Source organism: Paraburkholderia terricola, assembly GCF_003330825.1.
Taxonomy (GTDB): domain Bacteria; phylum Pseudomonadota; class Gammaproteobacteria; order Burkholderiales; family Burkholderiaceae; genus Paraburkholderia; species Paraburkholderia terricola.
In genome coordinates this window covers 2,689,511-2,709,908 of the sequence record NZ_CP024941.1, presented here as the reverse complement: position 1 = coordinate 2,709,908, position 20,398 = coordinate 2,689,511, and the positions used below count along the sequence as shown (strand labels likewise).

The 20,398-nt window shown below is 64.3% G+C and carries 11 protein-coding genes; all 11 read left to right on the top strand.

Going from position 1 to position 20,398, the window contains the following annotated elements; all coding sequences use genetic code 11:
- Window positions 1-111: 111 nt before the first annotated feature.
- The 11 genes from uvrA to CUJ90_RS11920 all read left to right on the top strand — a co-directional run bounded on the left by uvrA (window position 112) and on the right by CUJ90_RS11920 (window position 20,395).
- Window positions 112-6,024 (top strand): excinuclease ABC subunit UvrA, encoded by a 5,913-nt coding sequence (gene uvrA, locus CUJ90_RS11970; protein WP_422879688.1) that lies wholly within the window; start codon window positions 112-114, stop codon window positions 6,022-6,024.
- A gap of 1,079 nt (window positions 6,025-7,103) precedes the next feature.
- Window positions 7,104-9,806 (top strand): TonB-dependent receptor plug domain-containing protein, encoded by a 2,703-nt coding sequence (locus CUJ90_RS11965; protein WP_114162827.1) that lies wholly within the window; start codon window positions 7,104-7,106, stop codon window positions 9,804-9,806.
- A 95-nt stretch (window positions 9,807-9,901) separates the two neighbouring features.
- Window positions 9,902-10,513 (top strand): MotA/TolQ/ExbB proton channel family protein, encoded by a 612-nt coding sequence (locus CUJ90_RS11960; RefSeq protein WP_073430104.1) that lies wholly within the window; start codon window positions 9,902-9,904, stop codon window positions 10,511-10,513.
- A gap of 22 nt (window positions 10,514-10,535) precedes the next feature.
- Window positions 10,536-10,955, top strand: coding sequence for an ExbD/TolR family protein (locus tag CUJ90_RS11955; RefSeq protein ID WP_114162826.1), 420 nt, complete (start codon window positions 10,536-10,538; stop codon window positions 10,953-10,955).
- 86 nt (window positions 10,956-11,041) lie between these two features.
- The gene (locus tag CUJ90_RS11950) at window positions 11,042-11,719 is read left to right on the top strand and encodes an energy transducer TonB (RefSeq protein ID WP_244219918.1); all 678 of its coding nucleotides are present in this window, start codon (window positions 11,042-11,044) and stop codon (window positions 11,717-11,719) included.
- Between the two features lie 170 nt (window positions 11,720-11,889).
- Window positions 11,890-13,809, top strand: a complete 1,920-nt coding sequence (locus tag CUJ90_RS11945; protein WP_114162823.1) for an extracellular solute-binding protein — start codon at window positions 11,890-11,892, stop codon at window positions 13,807-13,809.
- A 16-nt stretch (window positions 13,810-13,825) separates the two neighbouring features.
- The gene (locus CUJ90_RS11940; RefSeq protein ID WP_073430100.1) at window positions 13,826-14,878 is read left to right on the top strand and encodes a microcin C ABC transporter permease YejB; all 1,053 of its coding nucleotides are present in this window, start codon (window positions 13,826-13,828) and stop codon (window positions 14,876-14,878) included.
- A complete protein-coding gene (locus CUJ90_RS11935) occupies window positions 14,832-15,947 on the top strand; it encodes an ABC transporter permease (protein WP_083084057.1) in 1,116 nt (371 codons plus the stop codon). The genes CUJ90_RS11940 and CUJ90_RS11935 overlap by 47 nt, the downstream gene beginning before the upstream one ends.
- A complete protein-coding gene (locus tag CUJ90_RS11930) occupies window positions 15,944-17,605 on the top strand; it encodes an ABC transporter ATP-binding protein (RefSeq protein WP_114162821.1) in 1,662 nt (553 codons plus the stop codon). Before CUJ90_RS11935 ends, CUJ90_RS11930 begins: the two co-directional genes overlap by 4 nt.
- Entirely contained in the window at window positions 17,598-19,034 is a 1,437-nt protein-coding gene (locus CUJ90_RS11925) for a TldD/PmbA family protein (RefSeq protein ID WP_114162820.1), read from the top strand. Before CUJ90_RS11930 ends, CUJ90_RS11925 begins: the two co-directional genes overlap by 8 nt.
- Complete coding sequence (locus tag CUJ90_RS11920; RefSeq protein WP_114162819.1) at window positions 19,034-20,395, top strand: TldD/PmbA family protein; 1,362 nt, start codon at window positions 19,034-19,036, stop codon at window positions 20,393-20,395. The genes CUJ90_RS11925 and CUJ90_RS11920 overlap by 1 nt, the downstream gene beginning before the upstream one ends.
- The last annotated feature ends 3 nt before the right edge of the window (window positions 20,396-20,398 follow it).

Genomic DNA, 20,398 nt, shown 5'->3' with positions numbered 1-20,398 from the left:
CCGTCGTAACCAGGCCTTCGGCGTGTGTTCCCGCCGGCCTGGCTGCATCGAACTTGCGCGGTCGCGAGGCGTCCGTGAGAGGTGGCCCACTCATTCAGACGGTCGAAAAAATTGTCATCCAACGGCACTATCAAGATCCGCGGCGCACGCCAGCACAACCTCAAGAACGTCGATCTCGACGTAAGAACCGGCGAAATGACGGTCGTCACCGGCCCGTCCGGTTCCGGCAAGTCGAGCCTCGTGTTCGATACGCTGTATGCGGAAGGGCAGCGGCGCTATGTCGAGACCTTCAGCGCCTACGCGCGCCAGTTTCTCGACCGCATGGACCGGCCGCAAGTCGACCGGGTCGACGGCGTGCCGCCCGCCATCGCGATCGACCAGACCAACCCGGTGCGCAGTTCGCGCTCCACCGTCGGCACCATGACGGAACTCAACGACCACTTGAAGCTGCTCTATGCGCGCGCGGCCGAACTGTTCGATTGCAAGACGGCGCGCCAGGTGCGTCACGACACGCCGGAGACGATTTACGCCGAGTTGCTGGAGCGCACCGCGCAGCATGATCCTCGGCTGGTGGTCACGTTCCCGGTCGAGTTGCCGGAGTCGGCGTCCGAGCAGGAAGTGGAGCAGTGGCTCTCGGCCAGCGGCTATACGCGCGTGCAGGCGCAACGCGAAGTCGATTCGCCCACCGGCAAGCGGAAGTTGCTCGACGTGGTGGCCGACCGCTTCCGGCTGCGCGCGGTCGACAAGCAACGGGTGGTCGAGGCAATCGAGGCGTCGCTCAAGCGCGGTGTCGGGCGCGTCAACATTTACGTGCTGCCCGCCGCGCCCGATGCATCCACTGCGCCCAATGCGCCTGAAACGACCCCGGCCGAGCCGGAAATCTGGCGTTTCTCCACCGGTTTGCACAGCCCCGAAAGCGACCTGCGTTATGCCGACCCGCAGCCGGCGCTGTTCTCGTTCAACTCGGCATACGGCGCGTGCGAAGCCTGCCGCGGCTTCGGCCGCGTGATCGGCGTCGACCTGGGCCTCGTGATTCCCGACGCGCGCAAGACGCTGCGCGAAGGCGCGATCAAGCCGATGCAAACGCCGGCCTGGAAGGAATGCCAGGACGATCTGATGCGCTATGCGGCCAAAGCCGACATCCGCCGCGGCACGCCGTGGGGCGAACTGACGGATGCCGAGCGCGACTGGGTCATCAACGGTTCGCCGGACTGGAACGGCAAGTGGCAAAGCCACTGGTACGGGGTCAAGCGCTTCTTCGAGTATCTGGAATCGAAGGCGTACAAGATGCATATCCGCGTGCTGCTGTCCAAGTACCGCAGCTATACGCCGTGCGAAACCTGCGGCGGCGCGCGCCTGAAAACGGAATCGCTGCTGTGGCGCCTCGGCAGCAAGGCGAACGCGGACCAGGTGCTTCCGGCCGCGCAGCGCTTCATGCCGCGCGGCGTCGACTGGTCGCGCGCGCAACTCGAGGCCTTGCCGGGCCTCACCGTACACGATCTGATGCTGATGCCGATCGAACGCATCCGGCGTTTCTTCGACGAAATCAGCTTGCCGAGCGCTTTGCTCGACGACGCGCTCAAACTGCTGCTCGCCGAGGTGCGCACGCGCCTCAAATATCTGTGCGACGTCGGCCTCGGTTATCTCACGCTCGACCGGCAAAGCCGCACGCTCTCGGGCGGCGAGGTGCAGCGCATCAACCTGACCACGGCGTTGGGCACGTCGCTCACCAAGACGCTGTTCGTGCTCGACGAGCCGAGCATCGGCCTGCATCCGCGCGATCTGAACCGCATCGTCGAAGCCATGCACCGCTTGCGCGATGCGGGCAATACGCTGGTGGTGGTCGAGCACGATCCCTCGGTAATGCTCGCGGCGGACCGTCTGATCGACATGGGTCCGGGGCCGGGCGAGCGCGGCGGCTCGATCATTTACGACGGCGCGCCCGAGGCGATCCGCTCGTCCGGCACGCTGACCGGCGAGTACCTCGGCGGCCGCCGCCATGTGGCGGATGCGGCGCACTGGTCACAGCGTCCGGTGAATGACGACACGCCGCGCATCGTGCTGGAAGGCGCGACCGAGCACAATCTGCGCGACGTCACGGTCGAGATTCCGTTGCAGCGGCTCGTCTGCGTGACGGGCGTGTCGGGCTCCGGCAAATCCACCTTGCTGCAAGACGTTTTATATCCGGCCATGGCGCGGCATTTCGGCATCGCCACCGAATCGCCCGGCGTATTCAAAAGCCTGAGCGGCGCCGACCAGGTCACGGACGTGGTGTTCGTCGACCAGTCGCCGATCGGCAAGACCGCGCGCTCGAACCCGGCCAGCTACGTCGGCGCATTCGACGAAATCCGCAAGCTGTTCGCCAGGGCGCCGCTCGCCCAACAACGCGGCTACGGTCCCGGCATGTTCAGCTTCAACTCCGGCGACGGGCGCTGCCCGACCTGCGGCGGCTCGGGTTTCGAGCACATTGAAATGCAGTTCCTGAGCGACGTGTACCTGCGCTGCCCCGATTGCGACGGTCGCCGTTACCGCGCGGAACTGCTGGAGGTGAAGATCGAGCGCGGCCAACCGGCGCGCGCGTTGAGCATCGCGGACGTGCTCGAATTGACCGTGAGCGAAGCCACCGCCTACTTCGCGAATGACGCGGAGGTATTGCGCGTGTTGCAGCCGATCGTCGACGTGGGCCTCGAATACGTGAAGCTCGGCCAGCCGGTGCCCACGCTGTCCGGCGGCGAGGCGCAGCGGCTCAAGCTCGCGGGCTTCCTCGCCGAATCGACCCAGGCGCGCAGCGCGCGCGCTGCGAAACAGGCCGTTGCGAAACGCCTCTTCATGTTCGACGAGCCCACCACGGGCCTGCATTTCGATGACATCGCCAAGCTGATGCAGGCGTTCGGCAAACTGCTCGCGAGCGGTCATTCGCTCATCGTGATCGAACACAACCTCGACGTGATCCGCGCGGCCGACTGGCTGATCGACCTCGGCCCGGAAGGCGGCGACGGCGGCGGTCGCGTGCTGTGCGCGGGCACGCCGGAAGACGTCAAGCAATGCGCGGAATCGCATACCGGCGAGGCGCTGCTGCAATACGACCGTGCGATGAACGCGGCGGCCGAACCGGCGTCGCAAGGCATTCCGCTGCAAAAGGCGCTGAGCGCGGCGCGGGCGCGCCGGGCGATCGAGGGCGAGGACGTGGTGCGCATCGTCAATGCGCGCGAACACAATCTGAAATCGCTGGACGTCGATATTCCGCACGGCAAGTTCAACGTGATTACCGGCGTCTCCGGTTCGGGCAAGTCCACGCTCGCGTTCGACATCCTGTTTCACGAGGGGCAGCGCCGTTACCTCGAATCGCTGAACGCCTACGCGCGTTCCATCGTGCAGCCGGCCGGGCGGCCTGAAGTCGACGCGGTGTACGGCATTCCGCCCACGGTTGCGATCGAGCAGCGCCTGTCGCGCGGCGGTCGCAAGAGTACCGTGGCGACCACCTCGGAAGTGTGGCACTTCCTGCGTCTGCTGTATGTGAAGCTCGGCTTGCAGCATTGCATTCACGACGGCACGCCGGTCACGTCGCAAAGCGTCGAATCGATTGCCGCGCAGTTGCTGCGCGATCACAAGGGGCAGCACGTCGGCTTCCTCGCGCCGCTCGTCGTGAACCGCAAGGGCGTCTATACGGATCTCGCGAAGTGGGCGAAAGCGCGCGGCAACACGCATCTGCGCGTGGATGGCGAGTTCGTGCCGGTGGACCCCTGGCCGAAGCTCGACCGCTTCCGCGAACACACGATCGAACTGCCGGTGGCCGACCTCGTCGTGTCGCCGGACAATGAAACCGGGTTGCGCGAGGCGCTCGACCAGACGCTGGAAATCGGCAAGGGCGTGATGCATCTGCTGGCGCCGCTCGACGGTTTGCACGACGCGATCAACGGCGGTCATCCCACGGCGAAAGTGGGCGACGTGAAGGTGCTGTCCACCAAGCGTGCGTGCCCGACATGCGGCACGAGCTATCCCGAACTCGATCCGCGCATGTTCTCGTACAACAGCAAGCATGGCTGGTGCACCACTTGCGTCGGCACGGGTCTCGCGCTCACGCGCGAACAACGCGCCGCCTACGACGATACGATCGTCGTCGACGACAATCGCGGGCGTGAGCAGAGCTTGCCGTCGGAAGAGCAGGAACCGGAAGGTCTCGTCGACGAACCCTGCGCGGATTGCGCCGGCACGCGTCTGAACCCCACCGCGCGCGCGGTGACGTTCAACGCGCAGTCCATTGTCGATGTCGCGCAATGGACCGTGTCGGATACGCGCGCGTGGATCGATTCGCTGGAGATGAGCGGGCGCGACGCGGAAATCGCGCGTGACGTGGTGAGCGAAATCGGCAGCCGTCTGCAATTTCTGGAAGAAGTCGGGCTCGGCTATCTGAGTCTCGATCGTGCCGCGCCGAGTCTGTCGGGCGGCGAAGCGCAGCGTATCCGCCTCGCCGCGCAACTGGGCAGCAATCTGCAAGGCGTGTGCTACGTGCTGGACGAACCCACCATCGGTCTGCATCCACGCGACAACCAGATTCTGCTGAGCGCCTTGCGCAAACTGGGCGAAAAGGGCAATACGCTGGTGGTCGTCGAGCATGACGAAGACACGATCCGGCGTGCCGATCACATCATCGATATCGGGCCGGGCGCGGGCAAGCGCGGCGGCACGCTGATCGCGCAGGGCAGCGTGGCCGATCTGTCGGCGCAGCCTGATTCGCTAACCGGGCAGTTTCTCGCGCGGCCGATCGTGCATCCGTTGCAGCCGCGCCGCGCGGTGGTCGCGCCTGCCAGGCGCGCGGCCGCGGTGCCGGAAAACTGGCTGACGGTGCATGGCGCGAGGCTGCATAACTTGCGCAACGTCACGGCCGGCATTCCGCTGTCGCGCCTCGTCGCGGTGACCGGCGTGAGCGGCTCGGGCAAATCGACATTGGCGCGCGACGTGTTGATGGCGAATCTGCTGGATGCGGTCGGGCGCTCGGTGCTGTCGTCGCCGGCCACGCGGCGCGCGCGCGCGGCGGCCGAGCAACAGCCGGCCGCGAACCGGCGTTCGAGCGTGCTGGCGCGCACGGCGCCGCGCGCTCCGCTGAACGTCACGCATGCGTGGCAGGGCTGCGATTCGATCACCGGTTGGGAAAGCATCGACCGCGTGCTCGAAGTCGATCAAACGCCGATCGGCAAGACGCCGCGTTCGTGTCCGGCCACGTATATCGGCGTGTGGGACGCGATCCGCAAGCTGTTCGCGGGCACGCTCGAAGCGCGTGCGCGCGGCTACACGGCCTCGCGGTTTTCGTTCAACACCGGCGAAGGCCGTTGCCCGGCTTGCGAGGGGCAGGGCGTGCGCACTATCGGCATGAGCTTTCTGCCGGACGTGAAGGTGCCCTGCGATGTGTGCCACGGGCAACGCTTCAATCCCGAGACGCTCGCGGTCACCTGGCGCGGCAAGAATATCGGCGACGTGCTGACCATGGAAATCGACGAGGCCGTCGAATTCTTCGCGCCGATCTCGAACATCGCGCATCCGTTGCAATTGATGAAAGACGTCGGGCTCGGCTATCTCACGCTCGGCCAGCCGTCGCCTACGTTGTCGGGCGGCGAGGCGCAGCGGATCAAACTCGTCACCGAGTTGAGCAAGGTGCGCGACGACATCACGCGGCGCGGGCAGAAGCCGCCGCATACGCTGTACGTGCTGGACGAACCCACCGTCGGCTTGCATATGGCCGACGTCGCCAAGCTGATCCGCGTGCTGCATCGTCTCGCGGATGGCGGCCATAGCGTCGTCGTCATCGAGCACGATCTCGACGTGATCGCCGAGGCCGACTGGATCATCGATCTCGGTCCTGAAGGCGGCGTGGGTGGCGGCGCCATCGTTGCGGCAACCGATCCTGAAGGACTCGTGCGTGTGCGCGAGAGCCACACGGGTGCCGCGCTGAAGCCGGTGCTCGAACGCACGGAAGCGGCACGCGTCGTCGCGCCGGTTGAAGCAGGCGAGGGCACCAACGGGTAGCGCGAGCCGTCCTCTCGCGGGCATTCATGCATGAATCCACGCACGGCCTGCATCGCGAGAAGCGATGTGGGCCGTGCGCGTTTTTATCGCGCTATTAATGTTTAGTGCGCGGCGCGCGTTGTTTAGTCGCCGCGATTCGCGACATAGTGGGATTCGCCGGGAGCGCCTCGACAATTAGAGGCATCTATCTAATGAGGCCGGTGTACCAATCAGGTCTTCATTCATCAAAAAAAGTTTGACGGCCGTTTTTGGTTTGATATTGTCCCCTTCCATCAAGCGCCTTCATCACGAATAGCGCCTGGCCGGCGAGACATCCGCACGCATTGCGCTGCTATTTGTCTTCAGGCTTTCCATGCCGATTTTGAAGTCATGCGACCGCATTTAGCGGCCGCGGTTTTCGCTCGCGCTGGATTTCTCGCCGTCGCACGATTAAGCGGCTTTCGATGCGGTCCGCCACTCGGCGAGCGCCGCCCTTTGACCTCCGTTTTTGAGCTTCATACGCCACGGCACATGAAAACTTATTTGCTTATATCAAACAAATTTTGACGAAGCGATTCTGTCTTGCTATGTTTCCGCCACCCGATAACAAGGAACAAGCCGCCGCGACAACGCGGACGACAGAGCGTTTCCCGAGAAGCTGACGAGACAGTCGCCGAAGATGTCGACTGTCCTGGCTCGCACCTCGAGGTTGTCCCCGTCGAACCAGCACAGCAAAAGTTCTAAAGCAATCAAGAAATAAATATTTAGGTATTCAGAAGGTGCGTCTTGTGATTACGCAGGATATCGCTCGCGGAAAAAACATTATTCCGCCGGGCGCCTGCATTTGCGGCGATCGAAATGAATTAGAAAGCAATTTGTTTACTGTTCTGTAAGAAATCACGATTGCGATTTTAAGAAAGCTTAAGTGCCCATGTATTGCCGAATCATTTATATGCATTTGCTCGTTTTAGTGCATTGCACAGATTCGGGGCAACTTTTGCAAAAAGTGGTGCGTCGTCGCTGTAAATCGAGCGGAGAAGTTCACAAGACTTTTCTTTGCACAACAGGGTGTGGTCTTACTGACGAGTGAGAAGGGGAAAATGAAACAAAGGGCATTGGCGTTGGCCATCAAAAGAATACTTTGGGCTGAACTCGCGTTGTCGGCGGCTATCGCCGCTCCCGCGTTCGCGCAAAGCCAGCCGGCCACGACCGGTGGCACCGCTGCAACGACGACATCGGAAGCCGCACCGGCCGCGACGGACACGGGCAACGTGACCAAAATGGAACGCGTGGAAGTCACCGGGTCGCTGATCCGCACGTCGGACAAGGTCGGCAACACGGAAGTGCAGACCATCACGCCGAAGGAAATCGAGCAGAGCGGCTACACGACGGTGGCGGACTTTCTGCGCGGCACGTCCGCGAACTCCGGCAGCAGTTGGGGGCAAACGACGATGAACAGCTCCGCGCAGGGCGGCGGCGGCATCGCGTTGCGCGGGCTCAGCGAGAAGTACACGCTGGTGCTGGTCGACGGTCAGCGGGTGGCGAACTACGGCAAGGCGGTGAACTTCACCGACACGTTCTTCGACGTCAACTCGATCCCGCTCAACATGGTCGACCACATCGACATCGTGAAGACCGGCGCGGTGTCGGTGTACGGCTCCGATGCGATCGCAGGTGTGGTCAACATCATCACGAAGAAGAACTTTCAGGGCTTGCAGATCGACGGCCAGCTCGGCAAGGCGCAGCATCCCGGCGACGCGCAAGGGAGTTTCAGCGTGCTCGGCGGCATCGGCGATCTGAACTCGGACCGTTTCAACGTGACAGCCGCGGCCAGCTACTACCGCGACAGCGGCTCGTCGCTCGCCGATCGCTCGCTCACCGCCAATCAGGACTTCAGCCAGTTCCCCGGCGGCCTCGCCGGCCCGCTCGGTCCGAACCAGCAGTCGTACTGGACGGCGCCCGACGGCACCAAGGTCGCGCTCAGCCCGTGCCCGCCCGGCAGCGTGTCGGCGAACGACGGCTCGACGTGTAAATCGAATCCCGCCAGCACCACCTCGCTGGTTCCGGGCATCACGCGCCTGAACGCGAAAGTGCGCGGCACCTTCAAGATCAACGACGACGTGCAGGCCTACGCCGACTTGTGGGTGAGCCGCAACGAAACCGTGCAGAACGAAGGTCCGGCCGCGCTCTCCAGCACGACCAATGCGTTCAACCCGGCGACCGGTTCGGCGTTGCCGCTCTCGCGCACCGTCTCGGCGAGCAACCCGTACAACCCCTTCGGCGTCGCGACGCCGATCAGCTACACGTTCCCGAATACAGTTTCGGCCGATACGGTATCGACGTTCTGGCGTGCGTCGACCGGCGTGAAGGGCTCGTTCACCACGCAGAAGTTCGGCGACTGGGACTGGTCCGCGGATTACGGCCATTCGCAAAGCACGGTCGACACCACCTACCGGAACGTGCTGAACGTGGCGGGCGTGGAAAGCATCCTGCAGAACGGCGGCTTCAATTTCTCGAATCCGTCGGCCACGCCGAATGGCTTGAACGGCGTGTTCCAGAACGACTACGAGCAGGCGATCTCCAAGCTCGACAGCGTGACCGCCAAGACCTCGACCGGCAACCTGTTCAATCTGCCGGGCGGCCCGGTCGGCGTCGGCTTCGGCACGGAGTTCCGTCACGAGAGTTCGTTGATCAACTCGCGCACCTATAGCGCGCAGGGCATCACCGCGCCGGCCAACATTCAGACGGTCGACGGTTCGCGCAATGTGGCCGCCGTCTACTACCAGGTCGATATTCCGATCATCCGCAACCTGACGTTCACGCAAGCGGGCCGTTACGACCACTACAGCGATTTCGGCGGCGCGTTCTCGCCGAGCTTCGCGCTGCGTTTCCAGCCGGTGCAGGCGCTCACGACCTACGCGTCGTACAGCCGCGGCTTCCGCGCACCGACGCTGGTTGAAAACTCGCAGGCGGTGTACCTCGGCCACCAGAACCTGGTCGATCCCAACGATCCGAGCGGCGTGCCGACCAAGCACTTCACGACCGAGCAGACCAACGGCAATCCGGATCTGCAGCCCGAGCACACGAAGAACTACAACATCGGCTTCCAGCTCTCGCCGGACTCGTCCACGGATATCGGCGCGGCGTTCTACAAGATTCACATCGACGGCGTGATCGGCACCAACGATCCGAACGCGGTGATGGATGCGAACAACCCGGCCACGGTGATCCGCAATCCCGACGGCACGGTGGCCTACATCAAGCAACAGTTCGTCAACCTCGGCTCGCTCGACACCGACGGTTTCGACATGAATTTCCGCAAGTCGGTCGGCACGAAGTACGGCACCTTCACGCTGGCGGGCGACTGGGTGTACGTGTGGCACTTCAAGCTGAACAGCCCGGGCGCGCCGACCCAGGACTTCGCCGGCAACAACCTCGCGCTGCTGCAACCGTTCGGCGCCAGCAATCCGCGCTGGAAGGGCAACACGAGCCTGAGCTGGGACTACCGCAAGTTCACCACCACGCTGACCTGGCAATACACCGGCCCGTACACCAATGCGGTGGCGGCCGAGTTCGGCGACGGCGGCACGTTGTCGGTCGCCTCGTATAGCCAGTTCAACCTGATGGCGACGTATCGCGGCTTCAAGCACTGGACGATCTACGGCGGCATCAACAACATTTTCGACCGCAAGCCGCCGTTCGACGTGGAGTGGCAGGCCACCCCGGATATCACCGGCTACGACCAGTCGCTTTACACCAACATCGGCCGCTTCTTCCAGGTCGGCGCGACGTACCGTTTCTGATGCATCAGCAGTCCGTTTAGTCAGTCGGCCGCTCCGGCTCCGTCATCGAGACCGGAGCGGCCTGCCTTTGTTCGACACGTAATAGGGAGTTCCCCGTGCTCAATACCCTTATCAACTATTCAGTTCAATCGATGGGCCTGATTCCCCTGCTGGCCTTTATCTTCCTGCTGGGCATCTCGATCATCGTCGAGCGCTTCATGTTCTTCTCGCGAGCGGTCAAGGCGGGCAAGACGCTCGAACATGATCTGAAGATGGTCGAGCCGGCCAATCTGGGCGACGCGCGCAAGGTCGCCGAACACTATAAGCAAACCGTGCAGGGCGAACTCGTCAAGAGCGCGCTGAAGGTGCAGGGCAAACCGGAAGCGGTGGTGGAGCGCGAACTGGAGGAAACCATCATGTTCCAGATGCCGCGCCTCGACCGCAATCTGTGGATTCTCGATACGGCCGTGACGCTCGGCCCGCTGCTCGGCCTGCTCGGCACGATCATCGGCATGGTCGAGTCGTTCAACGTGCTGGGCGCGAGCGGCACCTCGAACCCGAACGGCGTGACGGGCGGCATCGGCCACGCGCTGACGGCCACCGCGTGCGGGCTGACCATTGCGATCATCTGCGTGATCTTCCTGAACTACTTCAACAAGCGCATCCGCATGACGGTCAATCAGTTCGACCTGATCAAGTCGCTGCTCGTGTCGCGCTTCGCCGCCTGAAGAACCGTCAAGGAGAAGGATCATGCGTAACCATCGCAGCCATTACCTGGGCGCGGAAGAGAAGGCGCGCATCGAGATCATTCCGATGATCGACATCATGATGTTCCTGCTGGTGTTCTTCATGCTCGCCACGCTGAAGATGATTCAGGGCGCGGGCATCAAGCTCGATCTGCCGCAATCGAGCACGGCCGAGCAGTTGCAGCAGACGGTGAAGGTGTCGATCGGCGTCACCAAAAGCGACGAGATTTATCTGGACGCGAAGCCCGTCACGCCGACCGAATTGACCGCGCATCTCGAAGGGCTCGTCCACGATTCGAAGAAGATCGACGTGGCGATCGCCGGCGACGAAGGCACGAGCTACAAGAACATCGTCAAGGTCATGGACCTGGTGCGCGCGGCGGGCATCAGCTCGGTAGCACTGGCGACCAATCCGACGACATGAGCTCTCCGGTACTCGACATGAAAGACCCGCGAAGTCGCCTGAACGGCGCACTCTGGGCAGAGTCCACGCCGGCGCAGCATGGCCGCATGTCCATGAAGACGGCCGTGGGAGTGGCGCTGGTGGTCGAGCTGCTGATCGTCGCCGGACTTTCGCAGGTGAGCTTCAAGCAGGAGCCGCCGCCCGCGCGCAAGGTGATGCAGGTGGAGATGGCGCCGCCGCCGCCACCGCCGCCGGAAGTGAAGAAGCTCGAGCCGCCGCCCGCGCCCACGCCGGTCAAGCCCGTGCCGAAGCAGGTGCAGCCCAAGCCGCTGCCGACGCCCAAGCCGCCGCCGGCGATGCCGTCGCCCACGCCGAAGCCCGCCAACATCGCGCCGGCTGCCAATCCGAACGCGAATGCGCCCGCTCTCGCGACGGCGAACGCCACGCCCGGACCGGCCACGGCCGCGGCCGCGCCGCCCGTGCCCGCGGCGCCGCCCGCGCTGCATGGGGTGGTCGACGGCCGCGGCCACTGTCAGGCCGTGCAGCCGCAGATTCCGCGCCGCGCGTTGCAGGAGGGCATCTCGGCGACCGTGATCGCGCATCTGTCGATCAGCCCGGACGGCAGCGTGAACGACGTGAAGATCATGCGCGTCACGCCGCCCACCTCGGTGTTCAACGAGGCGGTCATCAGCGCGGCGAAGTCGTATCGATGCGAGAAGAACGCGGAGGCTTACGTCGGTGAAGTGGCGTTCTCGTTCAAGACCGCCGCGAGCGACGACGAGTAAGCACGGCGCGCGGCGGCAACGCGCGTCGGCGAAGGGAACGCGAGCGACGGCCGCAAGCCGTCCTCGCGCCGGTTCGACGTAGTGCGTCACGTATCGCGCGACGTACCAGGCCGGCCCGCGAGCCGGCGTCTATCCACACGCAATCACACCCATCCACACGCATTCCGAAGATGAGACTTGTGAAGTTTCGCTGGCCGCGCGCCGTGCCCCCGCTGACGCGCGCGCCACTGCTTAGCCTGAGCGCGGCATGGACGATGGCGCTAGCCGCGACTTTGACGCTGAGCGCGGCGCCCGCGCAGGCGAGGCCGTCGATCGCTCAATACGACGAGCCCAAATACCCGGCCGATTTCACGCACTTCGACTACGCCGATCCCAGTGCGCCCGCCGACGGCACGCTCAGCTTCCAGAACTACGACGAGCTGCAAACCTACGATTCGCTGAATCCGTTTCTGGTGCGCGGCGCGCCCGCTCCCGATATCCGGCGCCTGATGTTCGACACGCTGATGCAGCGCAGTTGGGACGAACTGGCCTCCGAGTACCCGCTGATCGCGGACGACGTGGAAGTCGCCGCCGACCTGGGTTCGGCGACCTTCCACATCAACCCGGCCGCGCGCTTTTCGAACGGCGACCCGATTACCGCGGCGGACATCAAATATTCGTTCGATACGTTGACGAGTCCGCAGGCTTCGCCGATGTTCAACGCGGAGTTCGCGGTGATCAAACGCGCCGTCGTGGTGGACAACGCCACCGTCCGCTTCGACTTCAAACATGCGGAGCGCTCGGCGCCGCTGATTGCCGGCGACCTGCCGATCTTCTCGCGCAAGTGGGGCATGCGCGCCGACGGCACGCGCCCGCCGTTCGATCAGATCGCCTCGGAGGCGCCGATCGCGAGCGGCCCGTATCTGATCGAGTCGCGCAAGAACGACAAGCAGGTCACCTACCGCCGCAATCCGAACTATTGGGCCGCGAATCTGCCGTCGCGGCGCGGCATGTACCGTTTCGCGAGCATCACGTTCAAGCTGTACCGCGATCACTACACGCAACTCGAAGCCTTCAAGGCCGGCGACGCCGACGTGGTCGTCGAATACAGCGCGACGCAGTGGGCGCGCAAGTACGTCGGCAAGAACTTCACGAACGGCATGCTGAAGAAGGGCGAATTCGCCGACGGCCCCGCGCAGATGCAGGGCTTGCTGATCAATCTGCGCAAGCCGATGTTCCAGGACGTGCGCGTGCGCCGCGCGCTGAGCATGGCCTTCGATTACGACTGGATGAACCGCATGATGTTCCGTGGTCAATACCGGCGCACGCATAGCTATTTCGACGCGAGCCCGTTCGGCGCGACCGGCCTGCCCGGACCCAAGGAACTCGCGCTGCTCGAACCGTATCGCGACAGCGTGCCGCCCGAGGTATTCGGGCCGATGACGAAGCAGCCCGACACCATCGCGCCGAATTCATTGCGCGGCAATCTGCGTGTCGCGCGCGACCTGCTTGCTCAAGCGGGCTGGCACTACCGCGACGGCGCGCTGCGCGATGCGAAGGGCACGCCGATGACCATCGAGATCATGGACGATCAGCCCGGCATGGATCGCCTGATCCTGCCGTACATGCAGGCGCTCGGCGTGCTCGGCATCGAGGCGCACATGCGCGAGATCGACAGCGCGTTGTACCAGAAGCGCCTCGACAATTTCCAGTACGACATGACCACCTTCATCTATCCGCCGGTGACGATTCCGGGCGCGGAGCTGCAACGCCGCTTCGGCAGCGCGGCGGCTTCGCAGATCGGTTCGGAAAACTATCCGGGCATCCGCTCGAAGGCGGTCGACGCGCTGATTCGCGCCGCGCTTGCCGCCACCACGATCGAAGACCTGCAAGCGGCGACTCGCGCGCTCGATCGCGTGCTGATCAACTCGTATTACCTCGTGCCCGAGTACTACGCGCCGGGTGCGCGCATCGGCTACAAGGCCAGGATGGGATTTCCGAAGATCGTGCCGGCGACCTACCAATACGAGGATTGGGTCATCAGCTACTGGTACGCGGAGCCGCGAGCGGCGCAGAGCCTGGTGCAGACCCAACCGCCCACGGCGCATTGAGCGACAGAGGAACAGCATGCTTGCCTACATTCTCAGACGATTGCTGTTGATGGTGCCGACGCTGCTCGGCGTGGTCACGCTGACCTTCGTCGTCACGCAGTTCGTGCCGGGTGGGCCGGTCGAACAGGTGATGACGCAACTCCGCCACGGCACTGGCCGTGGCGGAGAGGCCGGGGCGGGCGGCGGCGGTTATCACGGCAGCCAGGGCGTCGATCCGCAGCAGATCGAGCAGATCAAGAAACAGTTCGGTTTCGACAAGCCGCCGCTCGAACGCTATCTGCTGATGCTCAGGCACTACGCGACGTTCGACCTCGGCCAGTCCTACTATCAGCACGACAGCGTATGGCAGGTGATTCGCTCGAAGCTGCCGGTCTCGGTCACGCTCGGCCTGTGGACCGTGCTGCTCACGTATCTGATCTCGGTGCCGTTGGGGATCGCCAAGGCGGTGCGCAACGGCTCGCGCTTCGATACCGTGACGAGCGTGCTGGTGCTGGCCGGTTACGCGATTCCGGGCTTCGTGCTGGGCGTCCTGCTGTTGATGCTGTTCGGCGGCGGCACGTTCTGGCAGGTGTTTCCGATGCGCGGCCTCACGTCGGATAACTTCGGCGAGTTGAGCGCGTTGGGCAAGGCGCTGGATTATCTGTGGCACATCGTGATGCCGGTCACGGCCTCGGTGGTCGGCAACTTCGCGATCGTCACGATTCTGACCAAGAACACTTTTCTGGAAGAGATCGGCCGGCAGTATGTGCTGACCGCGCGCGCGAAGGGCGCGCCGCAGCGCGACGTGCTGTGGAAACACGTGCTGCGCAACGCCGCGATTCCGTTGCTGACCGGCTTGCCGGCGGCCTTTGTCGGCGCGTTCCTGAACGGCAATCTGCTGATCGAAACACTGTTCTCGCTCGACGGCATGGGCCAACTCTCCTACGACTCGGTGATTCGCCGCGATTACCCCGTGGTGCTCGGTTCGCTGTTTCTGTTCACGCTGATCGCCCTCATCACCAAACTCATTGCTGACGTCTGCTATGTCCTCGTCGACCCCCGCATCCAATTCAACCGCCTGGACCGCTGACGCCTCCGGCGCGGCGCACGCGGCCTCGCCGTCGCCGTGGCGGCGCACGTGGCTGCGCTTCAGGCGGCAGCGTCTGGGCTACTGGAGCCTCGTGATCTTCGCGTCGCTGTTCGTGGTGAGCCTGCTTGGCGAGGTGCTGTCCAACGATCGCCCGCTCGTCGTGCGCTACGACGGCCGCTACTATTTTCCGATCGTGAAGGACTATTCGGAGACCCTGTTCGGCGGCGATTTTCCGGCGCGTGCGAATTACCTCGATCCGTATATCCGTTCGCGGCTCGAATCGAACGGCAACTTCGCGATCTATCCGCCGAATCATTTTCACTACGACACCATCGACTATTTCGCCGCGCATCCGTATCCGGCGCCGCCCACGTCGAGCAACTGGCTCGGCACCGATCAGTACGGCCGCGATGTGCTCGCCCGTTTGCTGTATGGCTTCCGCTTGTCGGTATTGATGGCGCTGGCGTTGACCGTCTCCGGCGTGGTGATCGGCGTGACGGCGGGCGCCGTGCAGGGCTTTTACGGCGGACGCACCGATCTGATCGGCCAGCGTCTGATCGAAATCTGGAGTTCGATGCCCGACCTGTACCTGCTGATCATCTTCGCGTCGATCTTCGAGCCGACGTTATGGCTGCTGTTCATCCTGCTTTCGTTGTTCGGCTGGCTCGTGCTGTCGGACTACGTGCGCGCCGAATTCCTGCGCAACCGCTCGCTCGATTACGTGAAGGCGGCGCGCACGATGGGCCTCGGCAACTGGCAGATCATGTGGCGTCATGTGTTGCCGAACAGTCTTACGCCGGTGATCACCTTTCTGCCGTTTCGCATGAGCGCGGCGATTCTCTCGCTGACGAGCCTCGACTTTCTCGGCCTGGGCGTGCCGCCGCCCACGCCGAGCCTCGGCGAGTTGCTGCAGGAAGGCAAGAACAATCTGGACGCGTGGTGGATCTCGATGTCCGCGTTCGCCGCGCTGGTGATCACGCTGCTGCTGTTGACCTTCATGGGCGACGCGTTGCGCAATGCGCTCGACACGCGCTCGCGCGGTTCGGCGTTCGGCGGAGGTCCGCGATGAGCGATGCAGTGCCGAGCCGCCCCTTGCTGGAAATCGACCGCTTCTCCGTGCGTTTCGGCGACACGATCGCGGTGCATGAATTGAGCCTCTCGATCGCGCGCGGCGAGCGCGTGGCCCTGGTCGGCGAATCGGGTTCGGGCAAGAGCGTGACCGCGTTATCCATCTTGCGTCTCGTGGAGCAAGCCGAATTGAGCGGCCGCATCTTGCTCGACGGCGACGATCTGCTGCAAAAAACCGAGCAGCAGATGCGCGGCATTCGCGGCGCCGATGTGGCGATGGTGTTTCAGGAGCCGATGACGGCGCTCAATCCGCTCTTCACGATCGGCAAGCAGATCGCCGAAAGTCTGCGCCTGCACGAAGGCTTGCGGCCGAACGCGGCGCGCGAGCGCGGCATCGAGTTGCTCAGGCGCACGGGCATTCCCGAGCCGGAACGGCGCATCGACAGTTTTCCGCATCAACTGTCGGGCGGCCAGCGGCAGCGCGCGATGATCGCGATGGCGCTCGCGTGCCGTCCGCGTTTGCTGCTCGCCGACGAGCCCACCACCGCGCTCGACGTCACCGTGCGCCAGCAAATCGTCGATCTGTTGCTCGCATTGCAGGAACAGGAAGCCGCCGACCGCGGCATGGCCGTACTGCTGATCACGCACGATCTGAATCTGGTGAAGCGTTTTGCGCAGCGCGTCGCGGTGATGGAGAAGGGCGTGCTGGTCGAAACCAATACGACCGAAGCGCTATTCGCCGATCCGCGGCATCCGTACACGAAACGCCTGCTCGACAGCGAGCCGCAACGCGCGCTCGAACCGGTTGAAGCCGGCGCGCGGCGTTTGCTCGAAGTGCAGGGGCTTGCCGTCGACTACAGCACGTCCGCGAAAGGCTGGCGTTCGATGTTCAGACGCTCGACGTTTCGCGCGGTGCATGAGGTCGATCTGAGCGTGCGGCGCGGCGAGACGCTCGGCATCGTCGGCGAATCGGGGTCCGGCAAATCGACGCTGGCCGCCGCGGTGCTCGGCCTTCAGCAGCCGGCGGCAGGCCACGTTCATATCGACGGCATGCCGTTGTCGACGCTCAAGAGCGCGACGTCCCGCCGGGCGCTCTATGCGCGCATGCAGGTCGTGTTTCAGGACCCGTTCGGCTCGCTGTCGCCCCGCATGACGGTGGAGCAGATCATCGGCGAAGGGCTTGCCGTGCATCGTCCCGAAGTGAACCCGAAGGCGCGGCGCGCGCGCGTGGGCAGCTTGCTGGAAGAAGTGGGCCTGCCCGCCGACGCGATGCTGCGCTATCCGCATGAATTCTCCGGCGGGCAGCGTCAGCGCATTGCGATCGCGCGCGCGCTCGCGGTGCAGCTCGAACTCATCGTGCTCGATGAACCGACCAGCGCGCTCGACGTATCGATCCAGAAACAGGTGCTGAACCTGCTGACAAATCTGCAGAAAAAGTACAAGCTAAGCTTTTTGTTCATCACGCACGATCTCGCCGTGATGCGAGCCATGGCGCATCGCGTGATCGTGATGAAGTCGGGGCGCATTGTCGAAGCCGGCGACACGCTCGACGTACTGCACGCGCCGTCGCATCCTTATACGCGGTCTTTGCTGGCGTCCTCGCTGACCGTCGCGCAGCCGGGCGTGATGGCGACTCATACGGAAACCGCCAATGATTGACGAACGTTGGGCGCACGCCGCCCGCACGCTGAAGAGCCGCGCGGCCTTCTGGTCGCTGCGCATTGTCGACGAACAGATCGACGACCACGAGATTCGCAACGACGTCGCGCAGCCGCTGCGCTCGGTGCGCGACCGCGGCGCGATGCTGATCGCGTGGGTGGGCGCGGGAGCGGGCTACGCGGCCACCGCGAATCTTTCCGCAGCCGGCCTGCAGGCCGCGCTCGACATCGCCACCGCGCGCGCCGAGGCGAGCGCGGCGGTGTCGCTGATCGATCATCGCGAGGTGGCGCGGCCCACGGCGAGCGGGCACTACCTGTCGCCGAACGCGCAACGTGCGCTGCCGGGCCGCGCCGAATGGCTCGACCGTTTGGGCGCCGAATGCGCGAGCGCGAATCTCGATGCACGGATCGTCGAGCGCGTAGCGTCCGTGCAGATCATCCATACCGACCAGCTTTACATGACCGGTGACGGCGTACGCATCGACCAGCAGTTCCGCTTCCTGATGCCGCAACTGAGCGTGGCCGCGCACGCGAACGGCGATACCCAGGTGCGCACGCTCGGCGGCAACTACGGCACGCTCGCGCAGGGCGGCGTGGAAGTGCTGGCGCGCTTCGGCTTCGACGGCGCGGGTGTGCGCGTCGCCAGCGAGGCGCTGCAATTGCTGGCCGCGCCGAATTGCCCTTCGGGCCAGCGCGATCTGCTGCTGATGCCCGATCAGATGATGTTGCAGATTCACGAGTCGATCGGGCATCCGCTCGAACTCGACCGGATTCTCGGCGACGAGCGCAACTTCGCGGGCTGGAGCTTCGTGAAGCAGGAGATGTTCGGCTCGTATCGCTATGGCTCGGAATTGCTGAACGTCACGTTCGATCCCGAACTGCGCGAGGAAGCCGCGTCCTACGCATTCGACGACGACGGCAGCGAAGCGCACAAGCAGTATCTGATCCGCAACGGCGTGCTCGAACGTCCGCTCGGCGGCGCGCTGTCGCAACAACGCGCGCGCATGCCGGGCGTCGCCAATTCGCGCGCGTCGAACTGGAACCGGCCGCCGATCGACCGGATGGCGAATCTGAACATCGAGCCCGGCGCGAGTTCGCTGGACGAGATGATCGGCAACATCGAGCACGGCATTCTGATGCGCACGAACACGTCCTGGTCGATCGACGACCATCGCAACAAATTCCAGTTCGGCTGCGAATTCGGCCAGTTGATCGAGAACGGCAAGCTCACGCAAGTGGTGAAGCAGCCGAACTATCGCGGCATCTCGGCGAATTTCTGGCGCAGCCTGAGCGCGGTGGGCAATGCGGCCACGCGCGAGGTGTACGGCACGTCGATGTGCGGCAAGGGCGAACCCGCGCAGATCATTCGCGTGGGCCATGCGTCGCCGGCTTGCGTGTTCAGCAACGTCGACGTGTTCGGAGGCGCCTGATGAGCCAGTTCATGTCCTCGCGCGCCGCCACGTCGGTGGATTGGCAGCGGCACTTCACCTTGCTCGCCGATGCGATCGAGCGCCTGCGGCAAGGCGCGGAAACCACGCTCAGTTCGTTCGCGGGAGAACAGTCGGACTTCATCCGCTTCAATGGCGGCAAGGTGCGGCAGACGGGCAGCGTGTCGCAAGGCAAGCTGACCTTGCGCCTGATCGACGGCGCGCGCCAGGCTTATTCGACGCTGACCGTATGCGGCGATCCGCAACAGGACCTCGACGAAATCAGCGCGGCGCTCGCCGCCTTGCGTGAAGGCTTGCGCGGCGCGGCGGACGATCCGCATCTGCTGTTCGACGCATCGGCATGGCAGCGAAGCACGCAGCGCTCCGGCAAGCTGCCGGACCCGGACGGCTTGTTGCGCACGGTTGCCGAATGCGCGCGGGGGCTCGATTTCGTCGGCTTCTACGCGGGCGGCACCATCGTGCGCGGCTTCGCGTCCACGAGCGGCAGCCGCGGCTGGTACGAAGTGGACAACTTCAATTTCAGCTGGTCGCTCTACGATCCGAGCGGCCGCGCGATCAAGACCGCTTACGCCGGCGACGACTGGAGCGATGCCGTGTTCGCGCACAAGCTCGAACAGGCGGCAAGCCGTCTCGGCGTGCTCGCGCGCACGCCGCGCGCCTTGCCGCCGGGACGTTACCGCGCGTATCTGGCACCCGCGGCGCTCGCGGAATTGCTCGGCACGGCTGCATGGAGCGGCTTTTCCGCGCGCGCCCAGGCAAGCTCGCGCAGCGAGTTGTACAAGCTGCATGTGGGAGAAATCGCGCTCGACCCGCGCGTGACGATCAGCGAGGATCTGACGCTCGGCATCACACCCGGCTTCAACGACGACGGCTATCTGCGCGACACCGTGCCGTTGATCGAGGCCGGCCGCAGCGCCGAATGCCTGACCAACCCACGCAGCGCGCGCGAATACGGTTTGACGCCGAACGGCGCCTTGGCGAGCGAGTCGCCGGCGGCGCTCTCGATGCAAGGCGGCGATTTGCCGGAAGACGACGTGCTGGCGAAACTCGGCACCGGTCTTTATATCGGCAACCTGTGGTACGTGAATTTCTCCGACCGGATGAATTGCCGCCTCACCGGCATGACGCGCTTCGCGACGTTCTGGGTGGAGGACGGCGAGATCGTCGCGCCGCTCGAGGCGATGCGCTTCGACGACAGCCTGTACCGTTTGCTCGGCAGCGAACTCGAACAACTCGGCGCGCAAGCGGAATTGCTGCTGAGCGATTCGACCTGGGGCGAGCGCGCCACGGGCGGCATGCAATTGCCCGGCATTCTGGTGAGATCGTTTGAATTGACGTTGTGAGCG